Here is a 17,381-nt window from a genome sequence, read left to right as displayed (position 1 = left end):
GGGAGAGCCGGAACACTATATCCCTCCTCCACCCCCCGCTGCACCGGGGGTTGCTCCAGGAGTTGGTTAGGATAGCTGTTCTAGGCTTGGGTAGAGTTGGTTTACGGGCTGCCTATAACCTGGCGTCCCGGGGTTTCGATGTACTCGGTCTCGACGCTAGCAACGACGCGGTTTCCAAGGCAAGGTCCCTAGGTCTAGATGCCCGGCTCTACGACGTTGAGGGCAGGAAGGCTGGTGAATACCTGCGTGGTGAGCGTGTTGTTGCGGCCCTTGTAACACTACCATACTCGGTAGCCTCGAGAACCGTGGCCCATCTGTCATCAGCTGGCATACCTGTGGTGGCCGCCTCTATAAAGCCCCTTTCCCTTGAGACTGGGCTTGTGAGGGCGCCCGTGCTCACCGAGGTCGGAGTCTCGCCTGGCCTCTCCAACGTGATCCTCTACCGCGAGGCTGCTGGGTCTGGAGGGGGGGCTTATGCTCGGGTCTACGTGGGCAGTTTTGGCGCTAGGGAGGACGAGCTCCTCAGCCATGCATCGACCTGGAGGGTTGAGGAGATGCTGGAGCAGTATGTGACGCCAGCAAAGCTAATACAGGATGGGCTGGAGAAGGAGGCCGACCCGCTCGACCCCAGCTACTGGATGGAGTACCGCGATCCGGAGCACGGCCCGCTCGAATGTTTCCCTAGCCAGGGCCTGGCTGGCTTCATCCAGAGGAGGGGAAGCCTCTTCAGGGATCTTATGGAGTGCAGCCTGAGGAGGAGGGGGCACCTGAGGGTCGTGCTGACCATGAGGGGTTTAGGGCTGCTTGATAGCACGCCCCTAAAAGTCTCGGGCTGTATAGTGAGGCCTTTCGACATGGCGGTAAAACTGGTGGAGCTGAGGTATCCTCCCGATGCTGGTGACACGGCGGTCTTCACTGTGGAGGCTTTGAGGGGTGGGGTGTGGAGAACCCTGGCGAGGGCTTCACTTACGCATGGGGGAGGCTGGAGCGCGTCCTCCAAGATGGTGGGCGGGGCGGCCTCAGCGTTTACCGAGGTTTTCGCGGCGGAGGGACTATGGGAGGAAGAGCCGGGGATTATATACCCAGAGGACCTGTACGAGCTAGGCCTAGTGGATAGGCTACTCTCCCTCCTCCCCAGCCACGGCATCTCCCTCGAGGTAGGTTAGGAGCCCTTTCCTCGCCAGCGTCTCCCGGGCCTCCGCCAACCTGGCCTCATCAACCCTGCCGAGGAACTCTAGTATCTGCCTAGCCGTGGAGGGGCCTATCAGTGGTAGGCGCATGAGGTCCTCGGCCCTAGCCGTGGCCAGGTCGTGTATGCTCTTGTATCCTGCGTTGAATAGTATCCTAGCCCTAACCCTACCCACGCCCGGGATGCTTACTAGGGGGAGTAGCTCCGGCTTCACCCCGTGCTTAATCCTCCGGGAGGTTATTGAGAGGTTTTGCGAAACCTCGGTGCTGAAGCCTAGATAGGGCGCTATTCTGGAGAGGCCCGCCGCTATCCACTCAGCCGTGCTCACCACGTTTAGGAGGTCTCCCGTGTGCACCCCCCACTCGCTGTATATCCTATCCTCTGAAGCCTCCTCTATCCAGAGCTTGAGAACGACGGCCGTCTTCACGGCGGCCATCTCCTCGGGCCCCAGCCAGTCCACGGATGAGAGCATTCTGGGCGATGCGTCGAGTATGGCCTCCAGAAGCTTTTCCTCCTCTCTCCTCGTAGCGGCCAGCTTAACCATGTCCGGCATGGTTGATATGAGGTAGAGTATATCGAACTCGTTGTCGAAGCTCAAGTACCTGGCCTCATGCTTGAAGATGGGAACGCTCTCGGGGTCGAGGTAGACTGCGGCCACCTCCCTTCCAAGGCCAGTAGCGGCAACCCTGTCCCCCTCCACCTCAGCGAGACCCCAGATGGAGAGATCCTCTATAGCCCTCGCTATAATCTCTCTGGGGAGCCCCCTCTGGCGGCTGTAGAGGGTCAGGCCCGCCACTCTCTCTATACTCTCGATCCCCACCTCTCCCTCGGGGGCGATAATGCCGAGTATGAAGTGTCTGAGACCCCTCAGCCCCGCCAGCCTGCTCTCCACCCTCTCTGGGGGAGCTTGTATATAGCCAGCGATGAGGTCCTCGGGCCTGTCCATCCTCTCCGCAACTATAACGGCCTCACCATAATCGTCGAGACCCGGCCTCCCGGCCCTCCCGGCCATCTGCTTATACTCGGCCACCCTAATGGGCTCTCTAAACCCGGCCTCATACCTGTAGTAGCTGTCGATTATCACGCGCCTCGCGGGCATGTTAACCCCGGCAGCAAGGGTTGGCGTGCTATACACCACCCTCACAGCCCCAGCTCTAAAGGCATCCTCCACAGCCCTCCTGAGACTCGGAGGTAGGCCAGCGTGGTGGTAGGCTACGCCCGCAGCTATCAGGGACGCAAGCTCATCGGCTACCGAGCGGGGCGCACCCTCGGCTCTAGAAGCCTCAGCACCATACTCCCTGGCCTCCCTGCTGGACAGCCTCCTCCCGAGCTTCCTAGCGGCCCTCTTGGCCAGCGTGACTGCCCTTCGCCTGGAATAGGTGAAAACCAGGGCCTGCCCACCCTCCTCCACAGTCTCGACCGCAAGATCCAGGTCGTAGAGGCCGTAGACTCTGGGCACCTCCCTCCAGCTGCCCCCAGGGGAATATAGTCTGTATTCTTTGAACACGTATTCCCTCAGGGGGACGGGCCTCCAGCTCGACTCGACGCTCCTCCCCCCGATCCACTCGGCGATCTCCCCCGCGTTAGGCACCGTAGCGCTTAGACCCAGGATCTGCGTCTCCCCAGTGTTGGCGAGAATCCTGGATACGATGCTCTCCAGTATCGGCCCCCTCTTCGGGTCCGAGACGTTGTGGATCTCGTCAACGACGACAACCGAGGCATCGCGAGCAAGACTGGGGGAGACTCTGAGGAGGCTGTCGAACTTTTCGTAGGTAGCTATGGTAACAGGGGCCTCTGGGGGTCCCTCCCTGAAGTCACCTACACTGATCTTAACCCTAAAGCCCATACGGGCAAGGATGGAGAAGGAGCTGTACTTCTCGTACGCGACGCTCTTCAGCGGCACCAGGTAGAAAGCCCTTCCCCCCCTGCGGGCTAGACCATTTACTATGGCTACCAGCGCTATAAACGTCTTTCCCGAGCCTGTCGGGGCAGCTACTACTAGGTTCTCACCCCTCTCAACCCCAGTCTCCAGGGCCATGTACTGTGGCTCGAAGAGCTTCTCAACTCCGGAGAGCTTTGCGAGGCTCCGGGTCTCGTTGGTGGCCCAGGATGGTATGTCGTAGAGGCCTGTGGGCAAAGCCTCAACCCCACGTGGAATTGTAAATCCCTATTGGAGCCCTCTAGACGGCCTTGTAGCACTCGGTCCTAATCTCTATTATGAGGCCTTGCCTGTAGAGCTTGTCAATCGCGTCTCTCACCTTCTCCTCAGGGATATTCTTCTCCCCCAGCCTCTTCACAATCTCCGACGCCCTGACACAGCCCTGACCTCCCTTCTCCTCCTCAACTACACTCTTTATCAGGTCGAGGACCTCGGACATAATCTTCCTCGACCTGAAGCTAGCCCCCGTCATTATTATACCGATGTCTATCTCCCCTGTCTCAAGGTCTAGGCCTATGCTCTGGAGGACGCTGGTCATTATCCTTATGGCTGCTATGGCATCCTCCTCTGTGGCCTCCTGCTTGAGCGACATTCTGGCGTGGGCTTCAGTGAGCCTTATCAGGGCCTCAAGCTGCCTTGTGGTTATCGGCACGGGCTTTGCCCCCTCTTGGCTCGAGTGGTGGAGGGCGCTGCTCCTCATCTCAACGTAGAAGTCTTTCAACAGCTTCTTAGCCTGGGGCGTTAGCCTGGGTTTAACGTGTTTCCGAGCGTAGGCAATGTATTTCCTAAGCAGCTCAGGGTCGATCTCGGGCTTGAAAAGCTCAACGTTAGTGTGGGTTTCCAGGACATAGCTAGCCAGCATCTCGTCCCTACTCTTCTCTATCACATCCCTAACCACGAATATCAGGTCAAACCTGGAGATTATCGGCGCTGGGAGGTCCACGTTGTCCACGAAGCTTCGGGCCGGGTCGTAGTAGCCGAACTTCGGGTTGCCAGCGGCAAGTATGCTTGCCCTGGCGCTGAGCGTCGCTTTAATCCCCGCCTTGGCTATGCTAACCGTCTGCTGCTCCATAGCCTCGTGTATGACGCCCCTATCCTCCTTGGACATCTTGTCGAACTCGTCAATAACAGCTATACCCCCGTCGGCCAGGACCAGCGCGCCCGCCTCGAGGAAGTACTCGCCCGTACGGGGGTCCCTGAGAACTGCTGCGGTCAGGCCGGCGGCCGTGCTACCCTTCCCTGTCGTATAGACTACGCGGGGCGCCACCTGAGCCGTGCTCTGCAGGAGCTGGCTCTTAGCCACGCCAGGGTCTCCCACGAATAGCACGTGTATGTCGCCCCTCGTCCTGGTGCCGTCGGGCCTCTGCTTGGGGACACCGCCGAAAAGGAGTAGTGCTATAGCCTCTTTCAGGTCCCAGTGGCCGTAAATCGTTGGTGCTATGCTAGCTATTATCTTCTCCTTAATCCATGGGTCTCGGGCTAGCTGCAGTATCTTCTCCTCATCCTCACGGGTTATACTCACCTCCTCCAGTATCTTCTCCTCGAGGAGTATGCTGTTCGCCTCCATGTAGAGACTGTAGAGCGTGCTTGAAGCCGAGAACGACTGGAGACCCACAACACCCACTATCTTAACCCTGTCCCCCGGCCTAACCCTCTCAACCAGATCCCTGCTCAGATGGACCTCCAGGCTCCTCGGAATCTGGCCGCCCGGCACGTCCTCCGGCCTCTCTTGAACCACGATCTTCTGCCAGTCTATATATAGGCTCTTGTCCCTAACCAGGATGAACTTACCCCCGCCCTCACCGCAGACGGGGCATATGCTTGGCCTTTCAACCCTCTCCCCCAGGACCTCATCCTCCGTAGGCGGCCACCAGAACTCGGCTCCACATCTATCGTGCCTGAATCTAGCTCTAATCATCCTGGTGGCTCGGGGGTGCATCCTGGTCACTATCCCGTTGATCTGAACGAGCTTGCCAACGTGATCACTGCCCACATCCCTAATCCTTACCGTGTCGAAGAGCCCCGTAAACCGGGGGGTGAACACCCTCCCCTGTGCATACTCGGGACTCTCCTGCGCCACAATCTCCTTAAGCGCCTCCGACGCCTCCTTGAGGAACTCGCTGGGCTTCTCTAGGAGGATTTCGCTGAGCAGGGGGTCGTAGCGGTAGAGATCCTTGAACTCTATCTCTAGGCTTGTCTCCTCATAATTTATCATCCTCCTGACGGCTTCCACATACTTGAGCTTACCCTCCTCCGTCCTAAAGTTTTCAATGAACGTCTTGAATCTCTCCCCTACGGCTAGCGTCTCTTCCCCCCTTAACATTTCCTCAGCCACTCAACCCTCACCTCCTGCCTACGAGGCTTTTAACATACTCCTTCCATCCCTCAACAACCTCCTCCGCCATGCTGTAGACGAGGTTCTCCTCTATAGTCAGCCTGTCCCTGACCTCCTCACCGCCGCCGCTTAGGACCAGCCTCATCATCTTCACTAGCCTCCTCTCCGATATCTGCATGACGGCCCTCTCCACGTTCTCCCTGTCCTGGAAGAGCATGTAGCCCGGGTTCTCCCTTATCCTCCTGTCTAGGTCCTCGACCAGCTCTTTCACCCTAAAGTAGAAGTCGCTGGGGACGCCCATGAGACTGTTGGCCGCGCTCTTCTTTACCTCGTGGTAGTGGACCAGGTTAACATAGTCTATATCCACCAGCTTCTCCTTGTACTCGACATACCCCTTCTCCCTGAGCATCCTAGCCTGCCACCGGGGCAGCTCAACCTCGTCTCCCCGCCTGGCGTTTATAATACCGCCCGGCGTTGGGAGGCGTGGGTGGTCTTTTATGAAGACCACTTTCACAGGCGCGGCCTCGTAATAGTCTTTCACAATGTCGAGCGAGAGGTCTAGATACCTTGCCATAACCCACTAATCCCCATATACCACCCTATTAGGGTTATACCTGATAAAGTGGTATCCCCGCTCTACCACTCTATAGCACCGAGAGTTAAACCCTTTCTCCCACCATAAACCCGCTTATATAGCATATCGATATATACCTCTGGTGTAGAATAACAAAGAATTGCAGCCCTAGAGGTGGCTAGGGGGGTTGAGGAGCATAGGGGGAGTGCAGACGCCTCTGCTACTGCTAGCAGCGCTCAACGGACTCTCATTCGGGGTCATAGTCACAGTCCTAGCCCCCTACATGTACTCCGCCGGCTTCTCCGGCACCGAGTGGGGGCTGCTAACTTCCCTGGCCACTATAACGAGCATAGTATTCACACTCCTATCCGGCCCTTTGAGCGATTTCCTGGGGGCTAGGCGTGTGGTTGCAGCAGGATACGTGGTTAAGGCAGCGTCATTCACGCTCCTAGCAGTGCCCGACACGATGGTTATGGCGGCGGGCTTCACCCTCAGCGGGGTTTCCATGGGAATATCCTGGAGCGCTAGCACAGCCCTAGTAGCACGCTCGGGCAGGGACGAGCTACTCCATAGGAGCTTCACATTCTTCATGGCGAGCAACATGGTGGGCGGAGCGCTAGGGAGTCTGATGGGCGTCCTCCCGCCCATCCTCGCCTCGAACACGGGCTTAACACTGCTCCAGGCGTACAGGGCCACTATCCTCTTGGTAGCACCCCTGAGCCTGCTCCAGGCGGGTATAGCGCTTGCAGTTAGGGAGGCTTTGTCCAGGGGCCGGGCTGGCGTAGGCGTCGGGGATCTCATGAAGGGGTTCAAGGATGCCCTCTCTGATGGGAGGTTCAGGCTTCTGATAATCTTCAACATGATAATAGGGCTCGGTGCATCCATGTCTATACACAACATCTCCTACTACTTCGCTGCAAAGTACGGCGTTACAAGCGCCGAGATAGGCATTGTCAACGCCCTCGAGCAGGTTTCTATGGCTGTCGTGGCGGTGTGGGCTTCTAGGCTTGCTGAGAGGCTGGGGAGCACGCTTAAAGTCTACATAGGCCTCACGAGCCTCAGCGTCCCGCTGCTCGTGTCTATGACGTTTGTGGACAGCTACGCCGTCGCGGCGGCATTGTATATTGTAAGGACCGTGCTTATGAATGCGGCCAACCCGCTGCTAGAGGCGCTTACTATGAGAGTTGTGCCGCGGGAGAGGAGGGGCTCGGCGAGCTCGATCCTCAGCCTGAGCTTCACGCTTCCAGCGACGGCGGGTAGGGCGTTAGGAGGCGCCCTTCTAGACGTGAACCTGGAGCTCCCCCTGAGGCTCACCGCCATCATCTATACGCTAGCCCTCGCACAACTCTACATGAGGAGGCGGTTCCTTGAGGGTGGGAGGATGTGGGGTGCTAGAAAAGTAGCCGGAGAGCTACTAGAAGAAGCACGAGTGCCACAATAGGGCGCAGCGCGTCTGTGCTAAGCTTACCGGCTATCATGGGTCCTAAGACACTCCCGATTAGGGCTCCCAGTGCGAATGGTGCTGCTGCACCGAAGTCAACAACCCCGGTCCACACGTGTATAGCTGCGGAGACAACGGCCCCTAGACTTATGCTGAGCATGCTTATAGCTACTGCCTCCTTAAGCCTGGCTATTCTTAGGAGGGTTAGCATGGGAACTAGGATTGCGCCGCCCCCCGTTCCCGTGAGGCCGGCGAAGAGCCCTGCTACCACGCCAGTAGCCAGCATTAGATACCTGCTACCCGGCCTAGCACCCTCCATACCATCATCACTCCCACCCGTAGTATCCTGTTCGCCCCTGGCCAACGCCTTCCTGGCGGTCGCCGCAAGAAGCCTTAGACTATAGTACGTTATGAAAAGACCCAGCACGACTTCTAGTAGTCTAGGGTTGATGTATGCTACGAGGTAAGCACCCAGAGCAGCTCCGGGTATCATAGACAGCATCAGCGGGGCAGCCCTCGACAACCTTGTTGTTCTCTGCTTGAGGTATGTCAGCCCGCTGACAATAGAGACTATGGCAACTACTAGCTTGCTACTCCCCACAGCCACGTTCGGGGGGAGGCCAACGATAAATAGGAATATGGGGACGAAGAACACTCCACCGCCCACACCGCTCAAAGAGGCTAGGGCGGCGGCCGCTGCACCCATTAAAACGCCTGTGGCAAGCTCGGCGAGGGAAAAGTCTATAGCGGCGGGCGCCAAAGGACTAGCTTCACCCCACTAAAGTCCAGGACCCGCTAATCTAGCCCTCCTCAACTATTGCAGCGAGCCTCTCTAGGATCGAGTCCGCGTCTGCAACATCTCTTATCTCAACAACCTTGCTCCTACTCCTTGTTCCGTGTACTATCTCGACGTTCTTAACACTCACTTTAAGACCCCTGGCGAGGAAGTTTACCAGGCTTGCGTTGGCCCTGCCTTCCAGAGGAGGCTCGTCGGTGTAGAACACAAGCTCCCCCTCCTCTAGACGCAGCTTTCTATCCCTACTCTCCGGTTTAACGTAGACCTTGATCCTGACCTTGTCGCCTACAACTTCAACAGCATCCCTAAGCTTTTCCAAGTCAATAGGCATTCCAAGGCACCACACAACCTTTAATACGGCATCCAAGCCTATATCAATAGGGCCTTAAAAACCACACTAACAGCGGGGAATCGCTATTTAAGCGTTACGAGACAAAATGTTTAGAATGCAGCCTGGCACGGTGCTGTGCCGAGGAGTGTGGAGTCGACGATGTGTTGATGGTGGAGATGTCGAGATGGTTAGGATCAGGGTTTTAGGTAGCGGTAGGGAGGTTGGCAGGGCGGCTATACTGATTGAAAGCGGCGGTAGAGGCCTTCTCCTCGACTATGGTGTGAACTTTGACGAGAATGACAGGCCGGTGTTCCCGGGTGATGTGAGGCCGAGGGACCTGGATGGCCTCGTGTTGACACATAGCCATCTTGACCATATAGGCGCGGCTCCCTACCTCTACGTGTCGCAGGGACCCAGGGTTTACGGTACAAGGGTGACACTCCACGTATCCCGTCTTCTACTTTATGATATGATAAAGCTCAACGGGGCGTACCTTCCTTACGATGAGAGGAGCGTTGAGGACATGCTGGGAACTGCAGAATACATCGAATACGATGGTGAGTACGAGGCTGGGCAGTTCGCATTCAAGGCGTTCTACTCGGGCCACATACCGGGGAGTGCTGCTGTCGTTGTGGAGGTTGACGGCAGGAGGATACTGTACACAAGCGACGTCAACGTCGTTGAGACAAAGCTCGTGGGGCCAGCTAGGCTCGACGGGGTGAAGGCCGACGTCGTTATAGTAGAGTCGACATATGGCGACAGTGATCACCCGCCTAGGAAGCTCTCCGAGGAGAGGTTCTACAATGCTGTTCTGGAGGTTGTCTCCCAGGGCGGCACTGTACTAGTACCTGCTTTCAGCGTCTCCAGGGGCCAGGAGATTGCTATGATTCTTGCTGAGAGGGATTTCGAATATCCAGTCTGGCTGGACGGCATGATACGGCAGGTGGCTGAGATCTACGCTGCAAACCCGAGGTTCATACTAAACCCGGGGCTTCTAATGAAGGTTATGAGTGAGTTTCGAATAGTGTCTGGATGGCAGGATAGGAGGCGTGCTTTCAAGAAGCCCGGCGTCATAATAGCTAGTGCTGGAATGCTCAAAGGAGGTCCAAGCTTGTACTATGCAAGGAAGATGGCTGCCAACAGGAAAAACGGAATATTTATGGTGAGCTACCAGGCGCCCGGCACCCCGGGAAGGATGATACTCGAGGAGGGCGTTTTCGGGGAGGAGAGGATACCCGTGCTGGCTAGGGTCGAGTGGTTCGACTTCTCGAGCCACATAGACCAGAGCGGCATTATACAGCTGCTAAAGGGTATAAGGGGGGTGGAGAAGGTGGTGCTGGTCCACGGAGACCCCCAGGCTCAGGAGGCGTTGAAGGCTAGGATCCAGGGGGAGCTGGGTATTAGCGAGGTTGAGACCCCGGGCAACCTGGATGTGATAGAAGTTTAGGACACGGCTTCGGGGGGCTTAGAGTTCTACGAGGTTCCTGCATTTAGCCTTAACCTGTTCCAGAACCTCGCTCTCCTTCTCCGGAGAAACTTTCAGGGTGTACAGGTATCTCTTAGTCCTTGCTTTAAACTTCACCGCATCCTTCCCCTTCTTCACACGACACTCAACAGCTCTCTCCACGACTTTCATGAACTCGTCGATGCTCTTCAACTCCACGGGCACTTCCAAACACCCCCCGGGTTAGCTGGGCCTCGTGAAGCCTATATAGCTTAAACCCGATATTACCCGTAGGGAACTCCGGAGGCTTGGGGGTGAACATTATCCCCGGCGATGTTGCCGCCGTGGTCTTAGCCGGCGGCGTGGGCAGGAGATTCGGAAGGCCGAAAGCCCTCGCTATGCTTGACGGTGTGAGCCTTGTTGAAAGGGCTGTCGAAGCCCTTTCCAGCGGGCCTGCGGACGTGTATGTCTCTGTATCTCCTCGGCTCGAGCGGCCGGTTTCCAGGCTTGTGGGGCCCAGTAGGGTTATAGTTGATCTTGTAGAGCAGGCCCCCTGTGGAGGACCTCTTAGAGCATTTCTCACATCAGCCGCAGTTTTAAACCACTATAGCACTCTAGTTTTTATGCCTGTAGATGCTCCGTGGGCCTCGTGGAAAGATCTGGAGCCGCTCTACAATGCTTCTAAAGCCGTGGACTCCGGCGCCTCATACTTCTCGGGAGACGGTGTTGTGCATCCCCTCTTCCTTGTTGCACCAAGGAATAAGCTGCTCCACGCCGCCTACACCGCCTGCCATTGGAGGGGAGAGAAGCGGGCCACAGCCATTCTGAGAACCCTGGACCCCGTCGTTCTTCTAGGCTCATCAAAAACGCGGAACCCACTAGCGCTTGCAACTGTAAACACACCCCAAGACCTGTTAAGACCCTCGAGAGTGCCCGTGCCGGCCGAAGGCTACATTATCCTCGAGGGCCACTCCACACTGTTCAGTATATCCGCCTCGACTGGGGACTATTACACTGCTCTGGCTATCGAGGCAGAGTATAAGCTATACCGAAACCTTGGACTCCAGAGGCTAGCTAGCCACGCGCTGAAAGATGCCTCTAGACTGGGATTAATGACTAGCCTTCTCCAATCAGTATCAACACTAGGCTGCTCCGGCTGTTAGGCGGGGGTTGGCGATACGTGGGGGTGCCTTGTATAGTACAGGTTGTGGGGCCTACCAGCTCGGGGAAGACTACTCTTATAGTGAGGGTTGTGAGGAGGCTGAGTGATACTGGTGTTAGGGTTGGCGTTGTTAAGCATACCCACCACGATATAGACACGCCGAATAAAGATTCCTGGAAGTTTCTTGAGGAGGCGGGGGCAAGATATTCGGTGGTGGTTAAGGGGGATGGGGAGAAGGTTGCAGTGTTCACCGGGGGGTTAACTTTTAGTGATGTTCTGGGAGAGCTCTCTCCAAGAGTGGATGTCATTGTTGTTGAGGGTTTCAAGCACCTATCCCTTGGAGGCCTTAGAGTCGACTTGTCGACAACTGGACTATCAGATGCTGAGGCATCTATTATCGAGTTTGTTGAAAAGTGTCTAGCAGGGGGGAGGAGGCTGTGAATCCCTACGCACTGCTTAATGTAGATGAAGCGCGGAGGAGGATAGACTCTCTCAGGATAAACCTGCCCCTGGACACGGAGACCATATTTACCAGCCTTGCTGTAGGTAGGATTTTAGCCGAGGACGTCGAGAGCCCCGCTGATACTCCTAAAGAGCCCCTTGCTGCTATGGACGGTTACGCGGTGCGTTCCTCCGACACTAGGGCTGGCGCGAAGCTGCGCCTCAAGACGCGGGGACCCCTACACCCGGGGGATGCTGTACCTGTTGACACTGGAGACCCTCTTCCACCCGGCGCCGATGCTGTAGTCAGGCGTGAAGCGGCCCGTGCTGAGGATGGTTTCACATATGTCTCAGCACCCGTGTCAAAGTGGGAGAACGTTTTCCTGCCCGGCGAGTTCGTTGCCAAAGGCTATAGGCTGGGATCACGTGGCGATGTGATAACACCCTATACGGCTGCCCTTATGCTCCAGGCGGGTATAAGGAGGGTCAGTGTTTATAGAATAAAAAGCGTTGTAATGCCGGTAGGATCAGAGCTGGCCCACCCGGAGTCTCTTGTAAACGGTGGAAGAATAGACTACATAGGCCCCATGGTGGAGGGACTGCTTAGAGGGTGGTCCGAGGCGAGGCTATTGCCCCCTGTTTCAGACTCTCGAGAGGAGCTGGAGGAGGCTGTTAATCGGGCTCTCGACATGGCCGATATACTAGTTACAGTGGGGGGGAGCAGCGTTGGGAGGAGGGATTCTCTGAAGGCTGTTATCGCAGGGATTGGCAGGCTAGTGGTTCCAGGCTTTGGGGCTAGCGTTGTTAAGCGCGGGGGGCTGGCTGTAGTTAGAGAAAAGCTAGTTGCCATGCTGCCCGGCGGCTGTGTGAGCGCGGCTGTATCACTGCATGAGACTCTATTTAGGGCTCTCAAGGCGGTTACCGGAAAACCTCTCCTGAGAAGCCTGACAATACCTTTAGCGGAAGACTTGAGGCTTGAGAGGAGGATGCCCTCGGCAGTACTATTTAGAATGGTGGATGGCGGTGTGGAGCCCCTAGAGTGGGGTGTAGCGCTCTGCAGGGAGCTGGCGAAAGCAGACGCCTACGCCATACTTCAACCTGGGGTCTACGGCAAGGGGTCCCTGGTCAACGCTATTATGCTAAAGAAGCCCGCCTAAGGCTGGACTTTGAAATAATAGATCGTCGTCTTCTCGGGAAGGCTATCGGGAGACAGCTCGAGGACGTTACTCTCAACTGGCTGCCTACCAGCCCTAGCTACCTGCAGGAACCTGTCTAAGGGGTCTAACGGTAGATGACTCCCTGGCATCCAGTAGTGGATGGGCACGGCTATCCTGGGTTTTAAGTTCTCAACGATTTTCCAAGCTTCAGCAGCATTAACTGTGAATGTACCTCCTACGGGAATGAAGAGAACGTCCGGCTTCGACAGCTCCGGGTGGCTGCTCGACGTTATAATGTGGCCTATGTCTCCCAGGTGTACGAAGGTTAACCCTTCAACCTCGACCTTGTAAGCCGCCACCTCCCCCCGCAGTTTCCCTTCGGCTTTGTCGTGGTAGACTTTCACCCCTGTCACGGTGAACGGTCCGAGGCTTTTTGAGCCGTAGAACTGCTTGAGAACCTCCCTAGTCCTAGGCCCCCTAGCTATCTCTACAGCGTTATGGTCGAAGTGATCGTGTGTTACAAGTACAAAGTCAGCCTCTACCCTGCAGGTGGGGAGGCCTAGGCTGCCCCCGTCATGAGGGTCTATAGCCAGCACCGCATCCCCCGCCTTCAGCACCACATACGCGTGATAACACCATTCAACTCTGACGGCCAAGGGGTCCTCCCCTCCAGTATAATCTTACAGTGCTGGGTTTTTAGCCGCAGACACTTGTCCGGCGTCTATCGAGCGCGTAAACAGGTTATATTCAGCTTCCTGTTGGAGGTGTTAATGTAGCCTCCTAACACTTGCCCACAACGGCCCGGGTAAGATAAAAACCCTTCAGGATCCAACTCAAGCTTAAACTGGGAGGCGCGTCGCGGGTGTTAACATCTTCAGAGGCCCTCCTACGGCGCCGTCTCCAAGTGCTGCGGCGCCCCCTTCATGGAAATCTCATGATAGTGCTACTAGAGAGGGGGTGAATAATCGTGCCTCTAGAGTATATGGGCGGGGCGTTTGCAACTCTCGATGATGTTGACGTGAAGGGTAAGAGGGTCATAGTAAGGTTTGACCTCAACAGCCCTGTCGGGAAGGATGGTGAAATACTCGATGACTCCCGTATAGTAGAGGCTGCAGCGACGCTGAGGGAGCTTTGCGACAGAGGGGCAGCGGTTGTAGCTCTCAGCCACCAGGGGAGGCCTCTCGAGGATGATTTTGTCAGCCTCGAGAAGCACGCTTCTCTACTGGCCAGGCACTCTGGAGTTGATGTTGGCTTTGTTATGGACGTGGTTGGACCTGAGGCCCTTAGGACGGTGGCTTCCCTGAGGCCTGGGGAGGCTGTGTTGCTTGACAACACGAGGATTGTAAGCGAGGACTATATTGAGGCGGAAGGCAGGGTCCACGCTAGGGGGATAATGGTCTCCAGGCTCTCTAAGCTGGCGAGCATATACGTTAACGAAGCTTTCTCAGCATCCCACAGGAGCCAGGCTAGCATAGTTGGCTTCCCCTACGTGCTTCCCTCGGCTGGCGGGAGGATTCTGGAGAGGGAGATCAGGGCGCTGAACCGTGCGGTAACCTCGGGTGAGAGGCCGAAAGTCGTTGTGCTGGGCGGCGCCAAGCTGAAGGACGCGGTTAAGATAGTAGACTATCTAACATCCTCGGGCGTAGCTGACGAGGTGCTGACAACAGGTCTCGTAGGCCTCCTCTTTCTATACGCCCGTGGCTATAGGCTTACGAGAGATGTGGCCAACCTCCTGGCGAGGAAGGGGGGCGAGGAGGCTATCACGAAGGCTAGAAGGATAGTTGAGGAGGGGAGAAGAGTTAGAGCCCCGCTGGATTTTGTCGTTGAGGTGGGTGACAAGACGTACATAAAGCCCGCCGACGAGCTAACCGAGGGTGTGCCGAAGGACATAGGCCCCTCAACGGTAGAATACTTCGGTGCGAAGATGAGGGGGGCAAGGGTGATAGTGATGCGCGGCCCTGCCGGAGTAATAGAGGACGCCAGGTTCAGGCGTGGAACTGTTGAGCTGGTGAAAGCCGCGCTCTCCTCGGGCGCTTACACAGTCTTCGGTGGAGGCCATTTCAGAGCCATACTTAGAGAGCTCCCCGACCATCTCAAGAGTAGGGTGGGCCACTTGAGCACGGGAGGCGGCGCCCTACTATATTATCTATCGGGCAGGCCCCTACCCGGGGTTAAAGCCTTAGTAGACTCGGCTAAGATATTTAAACTGGTTTAGGAGGTGTTGTCGAGTGTCTACTATAAGGGTTGGCGTGAACGGTTTTGGAACTATAGGCAGGAGAGTTGCCCTCGCGGTAACGCTGCAGAAGGACATGAGGCTTGTTGGCGTCGTCAAGAGGACCCCCGACTATGCTGCACTCTACGCCGCCTCGAAGGGAATACCACTTTACACCCCCACATCCAGGGAGGCCGAGGAGTTTGAGAAGAGGGGGATAAAGGTTGCAGGTACGCTTAGAGAGCTTCTCTCAAGGGTGGATGTTATTGTTGACGCCACGCCTGAAGGGCAGGGGGCTAAGAATAAGCCCCTCTACAGGGAGGCTGGTGTGAGGCAGATCTACCAGGGTGGCGAAAAGCCTGACGTCGCCGACGCCAGCTTCAGCACCCTATGCAACTATGAGGAGAGTAAGGGGAGGGGGAGTCTAAGGGTCGTTTCATGCAACACAACAGGACTCCTCAGGCTGATATGCACCCTAAACAGGGAGTTCGGTGTTGAGAGCGTTAGGGCTGTTCTCGTGAGAAGGGGCGCCGACCCTAAAGAGGTGAAGAAGGGGCCGATAGACTCTATAGTGCTAAACCCCCCTAGCCTGCCTAGCCATCACGCTGTAGACGTGAAAACAGTGCTTCCATGGCTTGATATCAAGACTGCAGCTGTAGCCGTGCCCACCACGTTCATGCACATGCACCACGTTACCCTGCGGCTCGCCAAGGCTGTTGAAAAGAGGGATGTCCTTGAGATACTGGCCTCTGCACCCCGCATAATGCTTGTGAGCAGTGGAGACACTGGAATAAAGTCGACATCACAGCTTGTCGATGCCGCTAGGCTATCAAGGATGGGCTACGACATACCGGAGCTGGTTGTGTTCGAAGAGAGCGTGGCGGTGGATGGGAATGAAGTGATGCTGTTCCAGGCTGTCCACCAGGAGTCTATAGTGGTGCCTGAGAACATAGATGCTATAAGGGCTGTGACATCGTCACCCCTAACACTCGAGGAGACATTGAAGGCCACAGACGGTAGCCTGGGCCTCAGGAAAACCCTCTGGTAAAACTCGTCCGAGGGGTATAGGCTCTGCCGGGGATACCGTTATAAATTCCCCTCTTTACAATCTACACTACGGTGCGCAGCGTCTTGGTAGACTATAACAGACTTTTCTCGGACATTACTAGGAGGTTTAGAGCGTCGGATGTGAGGGAGCTGCTTAAACTCACTGAGGGCAAAAAGGTCATAAGCTTTGCAGGCGGCCTTCCAGACCCTAGAGTCTTCCCGAGGGAGGAGATAGCGGAGATAGCTAGGAATATAGTATCCGAGCTGGGTGACAAGGCTCTACAATATAGTCCTACGCCGGGCGTCTCCATATTCAGGGAGAGAGCACTCTCGTTCCTAGAGAAGATGGGTTTGAAAACCGGGGATAGACAGCTTCTAGTCACCACGGGTAGCCAGGAGGCGCTCTTCCTCGCAGCCCTCGCCACGGTTTCGCCGGGGGACACTGTTGTTATGGAGGAGCCGGGCTACCTAGCTGCCATAAACGTGTTTAAAGCCCTGGGAGCGAGAATAGTACCCGTTCCCGTTGATGATAAGGGTCTCAATACGAGTAAGCTAGCCGAAACCCTGGAGAGGCTACACAGCGAGGGTGTAAAGCCCAAGCTCGTTTATACTAACCCCACGTGCAACAACCCCAACGGCACCACAATGCCTCTTAACAGGAGAAGGGAGCTCCTCCAGCTGGCTTCAACCTACAACATCCTACTGTTGGAGGACGACCCCTACAGCCATATTGCTTTCGAGAAGACGGGTGAAGAGATACCCCTTCAGGCACTTGATACCGAGGGCAGAGTCGTGTATATGACAACCTTCAGCAAGATACTGGCCCCAGGCCTGAGGCTAGGCCTCACACTTGCTCCCCCCGAAGTCGCCTCTAGAATGGAGCTCTTGAAACAGATTGTGGATCTACACACCAGCACTCTGGACCAGTACATAGCTGCGGAGGCGCTAGAAAGGGGTATTGTCGACAAGGTTATCTCGAGAGCGGTATCGATCTACCGTAGGAAGAGGGATTTGATGCTCCAGGCTCTCGAGGAGAATATGGATGGGCTGGCGACGTGGACGAGGCCGATTGGGGGGTTCTTCATATTCATAAGGATAAACGGGAGCGTGGATATGAGGGCTCTAATGCCTAAGGCGGTTGAGCGTGGTGTAGCATATGTCCCCGGCGACGCATTCCACGTAACCCAGGGTGCAGGCAGAAATACTGCCAGGCTCAGCTATAGCTTCAACAGAGAGGAGGAGATACCCGAGGGGATAGCGATACTCTCGAGACTGGTTAAAGAGGTGTTAAGCTAATCTACAGTACTTTTCCC

Annotated in this window: 16 protein-coding genes; 9 read left to right on the top strand and 7 right to left on the bottom strand. The window is 56.2% G+C overall.

From position 1 onward, the window contains the following. Nucleotides 1-62: 62 nt before the first annotated feature. Nucleotides 63-1,166, top strand: a complete 1,104-nt coding sequence (locus tag ACAM_RS00735; protein WP_022540897.1) for a saccharopine dehydrogenase C-terminal domain-containing protein — start codon at nucleotides 63-65, stop codon at nucleotides 1,164-1,166. Here ACAM_RS00735 and ACAM_RS00730 read toward each other — a convergent pair. The 3 genes from ACAM_RS00730 to ACAM_RS00720 are packed head-to-tail and all read right to left on the bottom strand — an operon-like array spanning nucleotide 1,119 to nucleotide 6,037. Then, nucleotides 1,119-3,326 (bottom strand): DEAD/DEAH box helicase, encoded by a 2,208-nt coding sequence (locus tag ACAM_RS00730; protein ID WP_022540896.1) that lies wholly within the window; start codon nucleotides 3,324-3,326, stop codon nucleotides 1,119-1,121. The two genes, ACAM_RS00735 and ACAM_RS00730, sit on opposite strands and share 48 nt — an antisense overlap. A 43-nt stretch (nucleotides 3,327-3,369) precedes the next feature. Then, nucleotides 3,370-5,451 carry a minichromosome maintenance protein MCM gene (gene mcm, locus ACAM_RS00725; RefSeq protein WP_062662076.1) on the bottom strand — a complete coding sequence of 694 codons (2,082 nt, stop codon included), beginning with the start codon at nucleotides 5,449-5,451 and terminating at the stop codon, nucleotides 3,370-3,372. Between the two features lie 19 nt (nucleotides 5,452-5,470). Then, entirely contained in the window at nucleotides 5,471-6,037 is a 567-nt protein-coding gene (locus ACAM_RS00720; protein WP_022540894.1) for a DNA replication complex GINS family protein, read from the bottom strand. Nucleotides 6,038-6,224: 187 nt separating this feature from the next. Between ACAM_RS00720 and ACAM_RS00715 the strand changes: the two genes are divergently transcribed. After that, on the top strand, nucleotides 6,225-7,478 hold the full coding sequence (locus ACAM_RS00715; RefSeq protein WP_022540893.1) for an MFS transporter: 1,254 nt from the start codon (nucleotides 6,225-6,227) through the stop codon (nucleotides 7,476-7,478). On the opposite strand, the gene ACAM_RS00710 is transcribed toward ACAM_RS00715, so the two are convergent. Both ACAM_RS00710 and ACAM_RS00705 read right to left on the bottom strand, forming a co-directional pair. After that, on the bottom strand, nucleotides 7,429-8,238 hold the full coding sequence (locus ACAM_RS00710; protein ID WP_022540892.1) for a sulfite exporter TauE/SafE family protein: 810 nt from the start codon (nucleotides 8,236-8,238) through the stop codon (nucleotides 7,429-7,431). The genes ACAM_RS00715 and ACAM_RS00710 overlap by 50 nt on opposite strands. 40 nt (nucleotides 8,239-8,278) lie before the next feature. Continuing rightward, nucleotides 8,279-8,605 carry a DUF167 domain-containing protein gene (locus ACAM_RS00705; protein WP_022540891.1) on the bottom strand — a complete coding sequence of 109 codons (327 nt, stop codon included), beginning with the start codon at nucleotides 8,603-8,605 and terminating at the stop codon, nucleotides 8,279-8,281. Nucleotides 8,606-8,789: 184 nt separating this feature from the next. Here ACAM_RS00705 and ACAM_RS00700 point away from each other — a divergent pair, with 184 nt between their 5' ends. After that, on the top strand, nucleotides 8,790-10,052 hold the full coding sequence (locus ACAM_RS00700) for an MBL fold metallo-hydrolase (RefSeq protein WP_022540890.1): 1,263 nt from the start codon (nucleotides 8,790-8,792) through the stop codon (nucleotides 10,050-10,052). Nucleotides 10,053-10,070: 18 nt separating this feature from the next. On the opposite strand, the gene ACAM_RS00695 is transcribed toward ACAM_RS00700, so the two are convergent. Continuing rightward, nucleotides 10,071-10,274 carry a 60S ribosomal protein L38 gene (locus ACAM_RS00695; protein ID WP_232502298.1) on the bottom strand — a complete coding sequence of 68 codons (204 nt, stop codon included), beginning with the start codon at nucleotides 10,272-10,274 and terminating at the stop codon, nucleotides 10,071-10,073. Nucleotides 10,275-10,363: 89 nt separating this feature from the next. Between ACAM_RS00695 and mobA the strand changes: the two genes are divergently transcribed. Genes mobA through ACAM_RS00680 form a run of 3 tightly spaced genes read left to right on the top strand, consistent with a single transcriptional unit; the run spans nucleotide 10,364 to nucleotide 12,809 of the window. Beyond that, the gene (mobA, locus tag ACAM_RS00690) at nucleotides 10,364-11,212 is read left to right on the top strand and encodes a molybdenum cofactor guanylyltransferase (RefSeq protein ID WP_022540888.1); all 849 of its coding nucleotides are present in this window, start codon (nucleotides 10,364-10,366) and stop codon (nucleotides 11,210-11,212) included. A gap of 17 nt (nucleotides 11,213-11,229) precedes the next feature. Beyond that, complete coding sequence (gene mobB, locus ACAM_RS00685; protein ID WP_022540887.1) at nucleotides 11,230-11,652, top strand: molybdopterin-guanine dinucleotide biosynthesis protein B; 423 nt, start codon at nucleotides 11,230-11,232, stop codon at nucleotides 11,650-11,652. Next, nucleotides 11,625-12,809: a molybdopterin molybdotransferase MoeA gene (locus ACAM_RS00680; RefSeq protein WP_148706310.1), complete on the top strand. Its 1,185-nt coding sequence runs from the start codon at nucleotides 11,625-11,627 to the stop codon at nucleotides 12,807-12,809. The genes mobB and ACAM_RS00680 overlap by 28 nt, the downstream gene beginning before the upstream one ends. On the opposite strand, the gene ACAM_RS00675 is transcribed toward ACAM_RS00680, so the two are convergent. After that, complete coding sequence (locus ACAM_RS00675) at nucleotides 12,806-13,465, bottom strand: MBL fold metallo-hydrolase (protein ID WP_022540885.1); 660 nt, start codon at nucleotides 13,463-13,465, stop codon at nucleotides 12,806-12,808. The two genes, ACAM_RS00680 and ACAM_RS00675, sit on opposite strands and share 4 nt — an antisense overlap. A gap of 311 nt (nucleotides 13,466-13,776) precedes the next feature. Here ACAM_RS00675 and ACAM_RS00670 point away from each other — a divergent pair, with 311 nt between their 5' ends. From ACAM_RS00670 to ACAM_RS00660, 3 genes are all read left to right on the top strand, one after another. Next, entirely contained in the window at nucleotides 13,777-15,024 is a 1,248-nt protein-coding gene (locus ACAM_RS00670) for a phosphoglycerate kinase (protein WP_022540884.1), read from the top strand. Between the two features lie 13 nt (nucleotides 15,025-15,037). Further along, nucleotides 15,038-16,069 (top strand): type II glyceraldehyde-3-phosphate dehydrogenase, encoded by a 1,032-nt coding sequence (locus tag ACAM_RS00665; protein WP_022540883.1) that lies wholly within the window; start codon nucleotides 15,038-15,040, stop codon nucleotides 16,067-16,069. Between the two features lie 83 nt (nucleotides 16,070-16,152). Continuing rightward, on the top strand, nucleotides 16,153-17,364 hold the full coding sequence (locus ACAM_RS00660) for an aminotransferase-like domain-containing protein (RefSeq protein ID WP_022540882.1): 1,212 nt from the start codon (nucleotides 16,153-16,155) through the stop codon (nucleotides 17,362-17,364). Nucleotides 17,365-17,381 lie beyond the last annotated feature (17 nt).

This window comes from Aeropyrum camini SY1 = JCM 12091 (assembly GCF_000591035.1).
In the GTDB taxonomy this organism is placed as follows: Archaea; Thermoproteota; Thermoprotei_A; order Sulfolobales; family Acidilobaceae; genus Aeropyrum; species Aeropyrum camini.
This window is presented reverse-complemented; position numbering and strand designations above follow the sequence as displayed.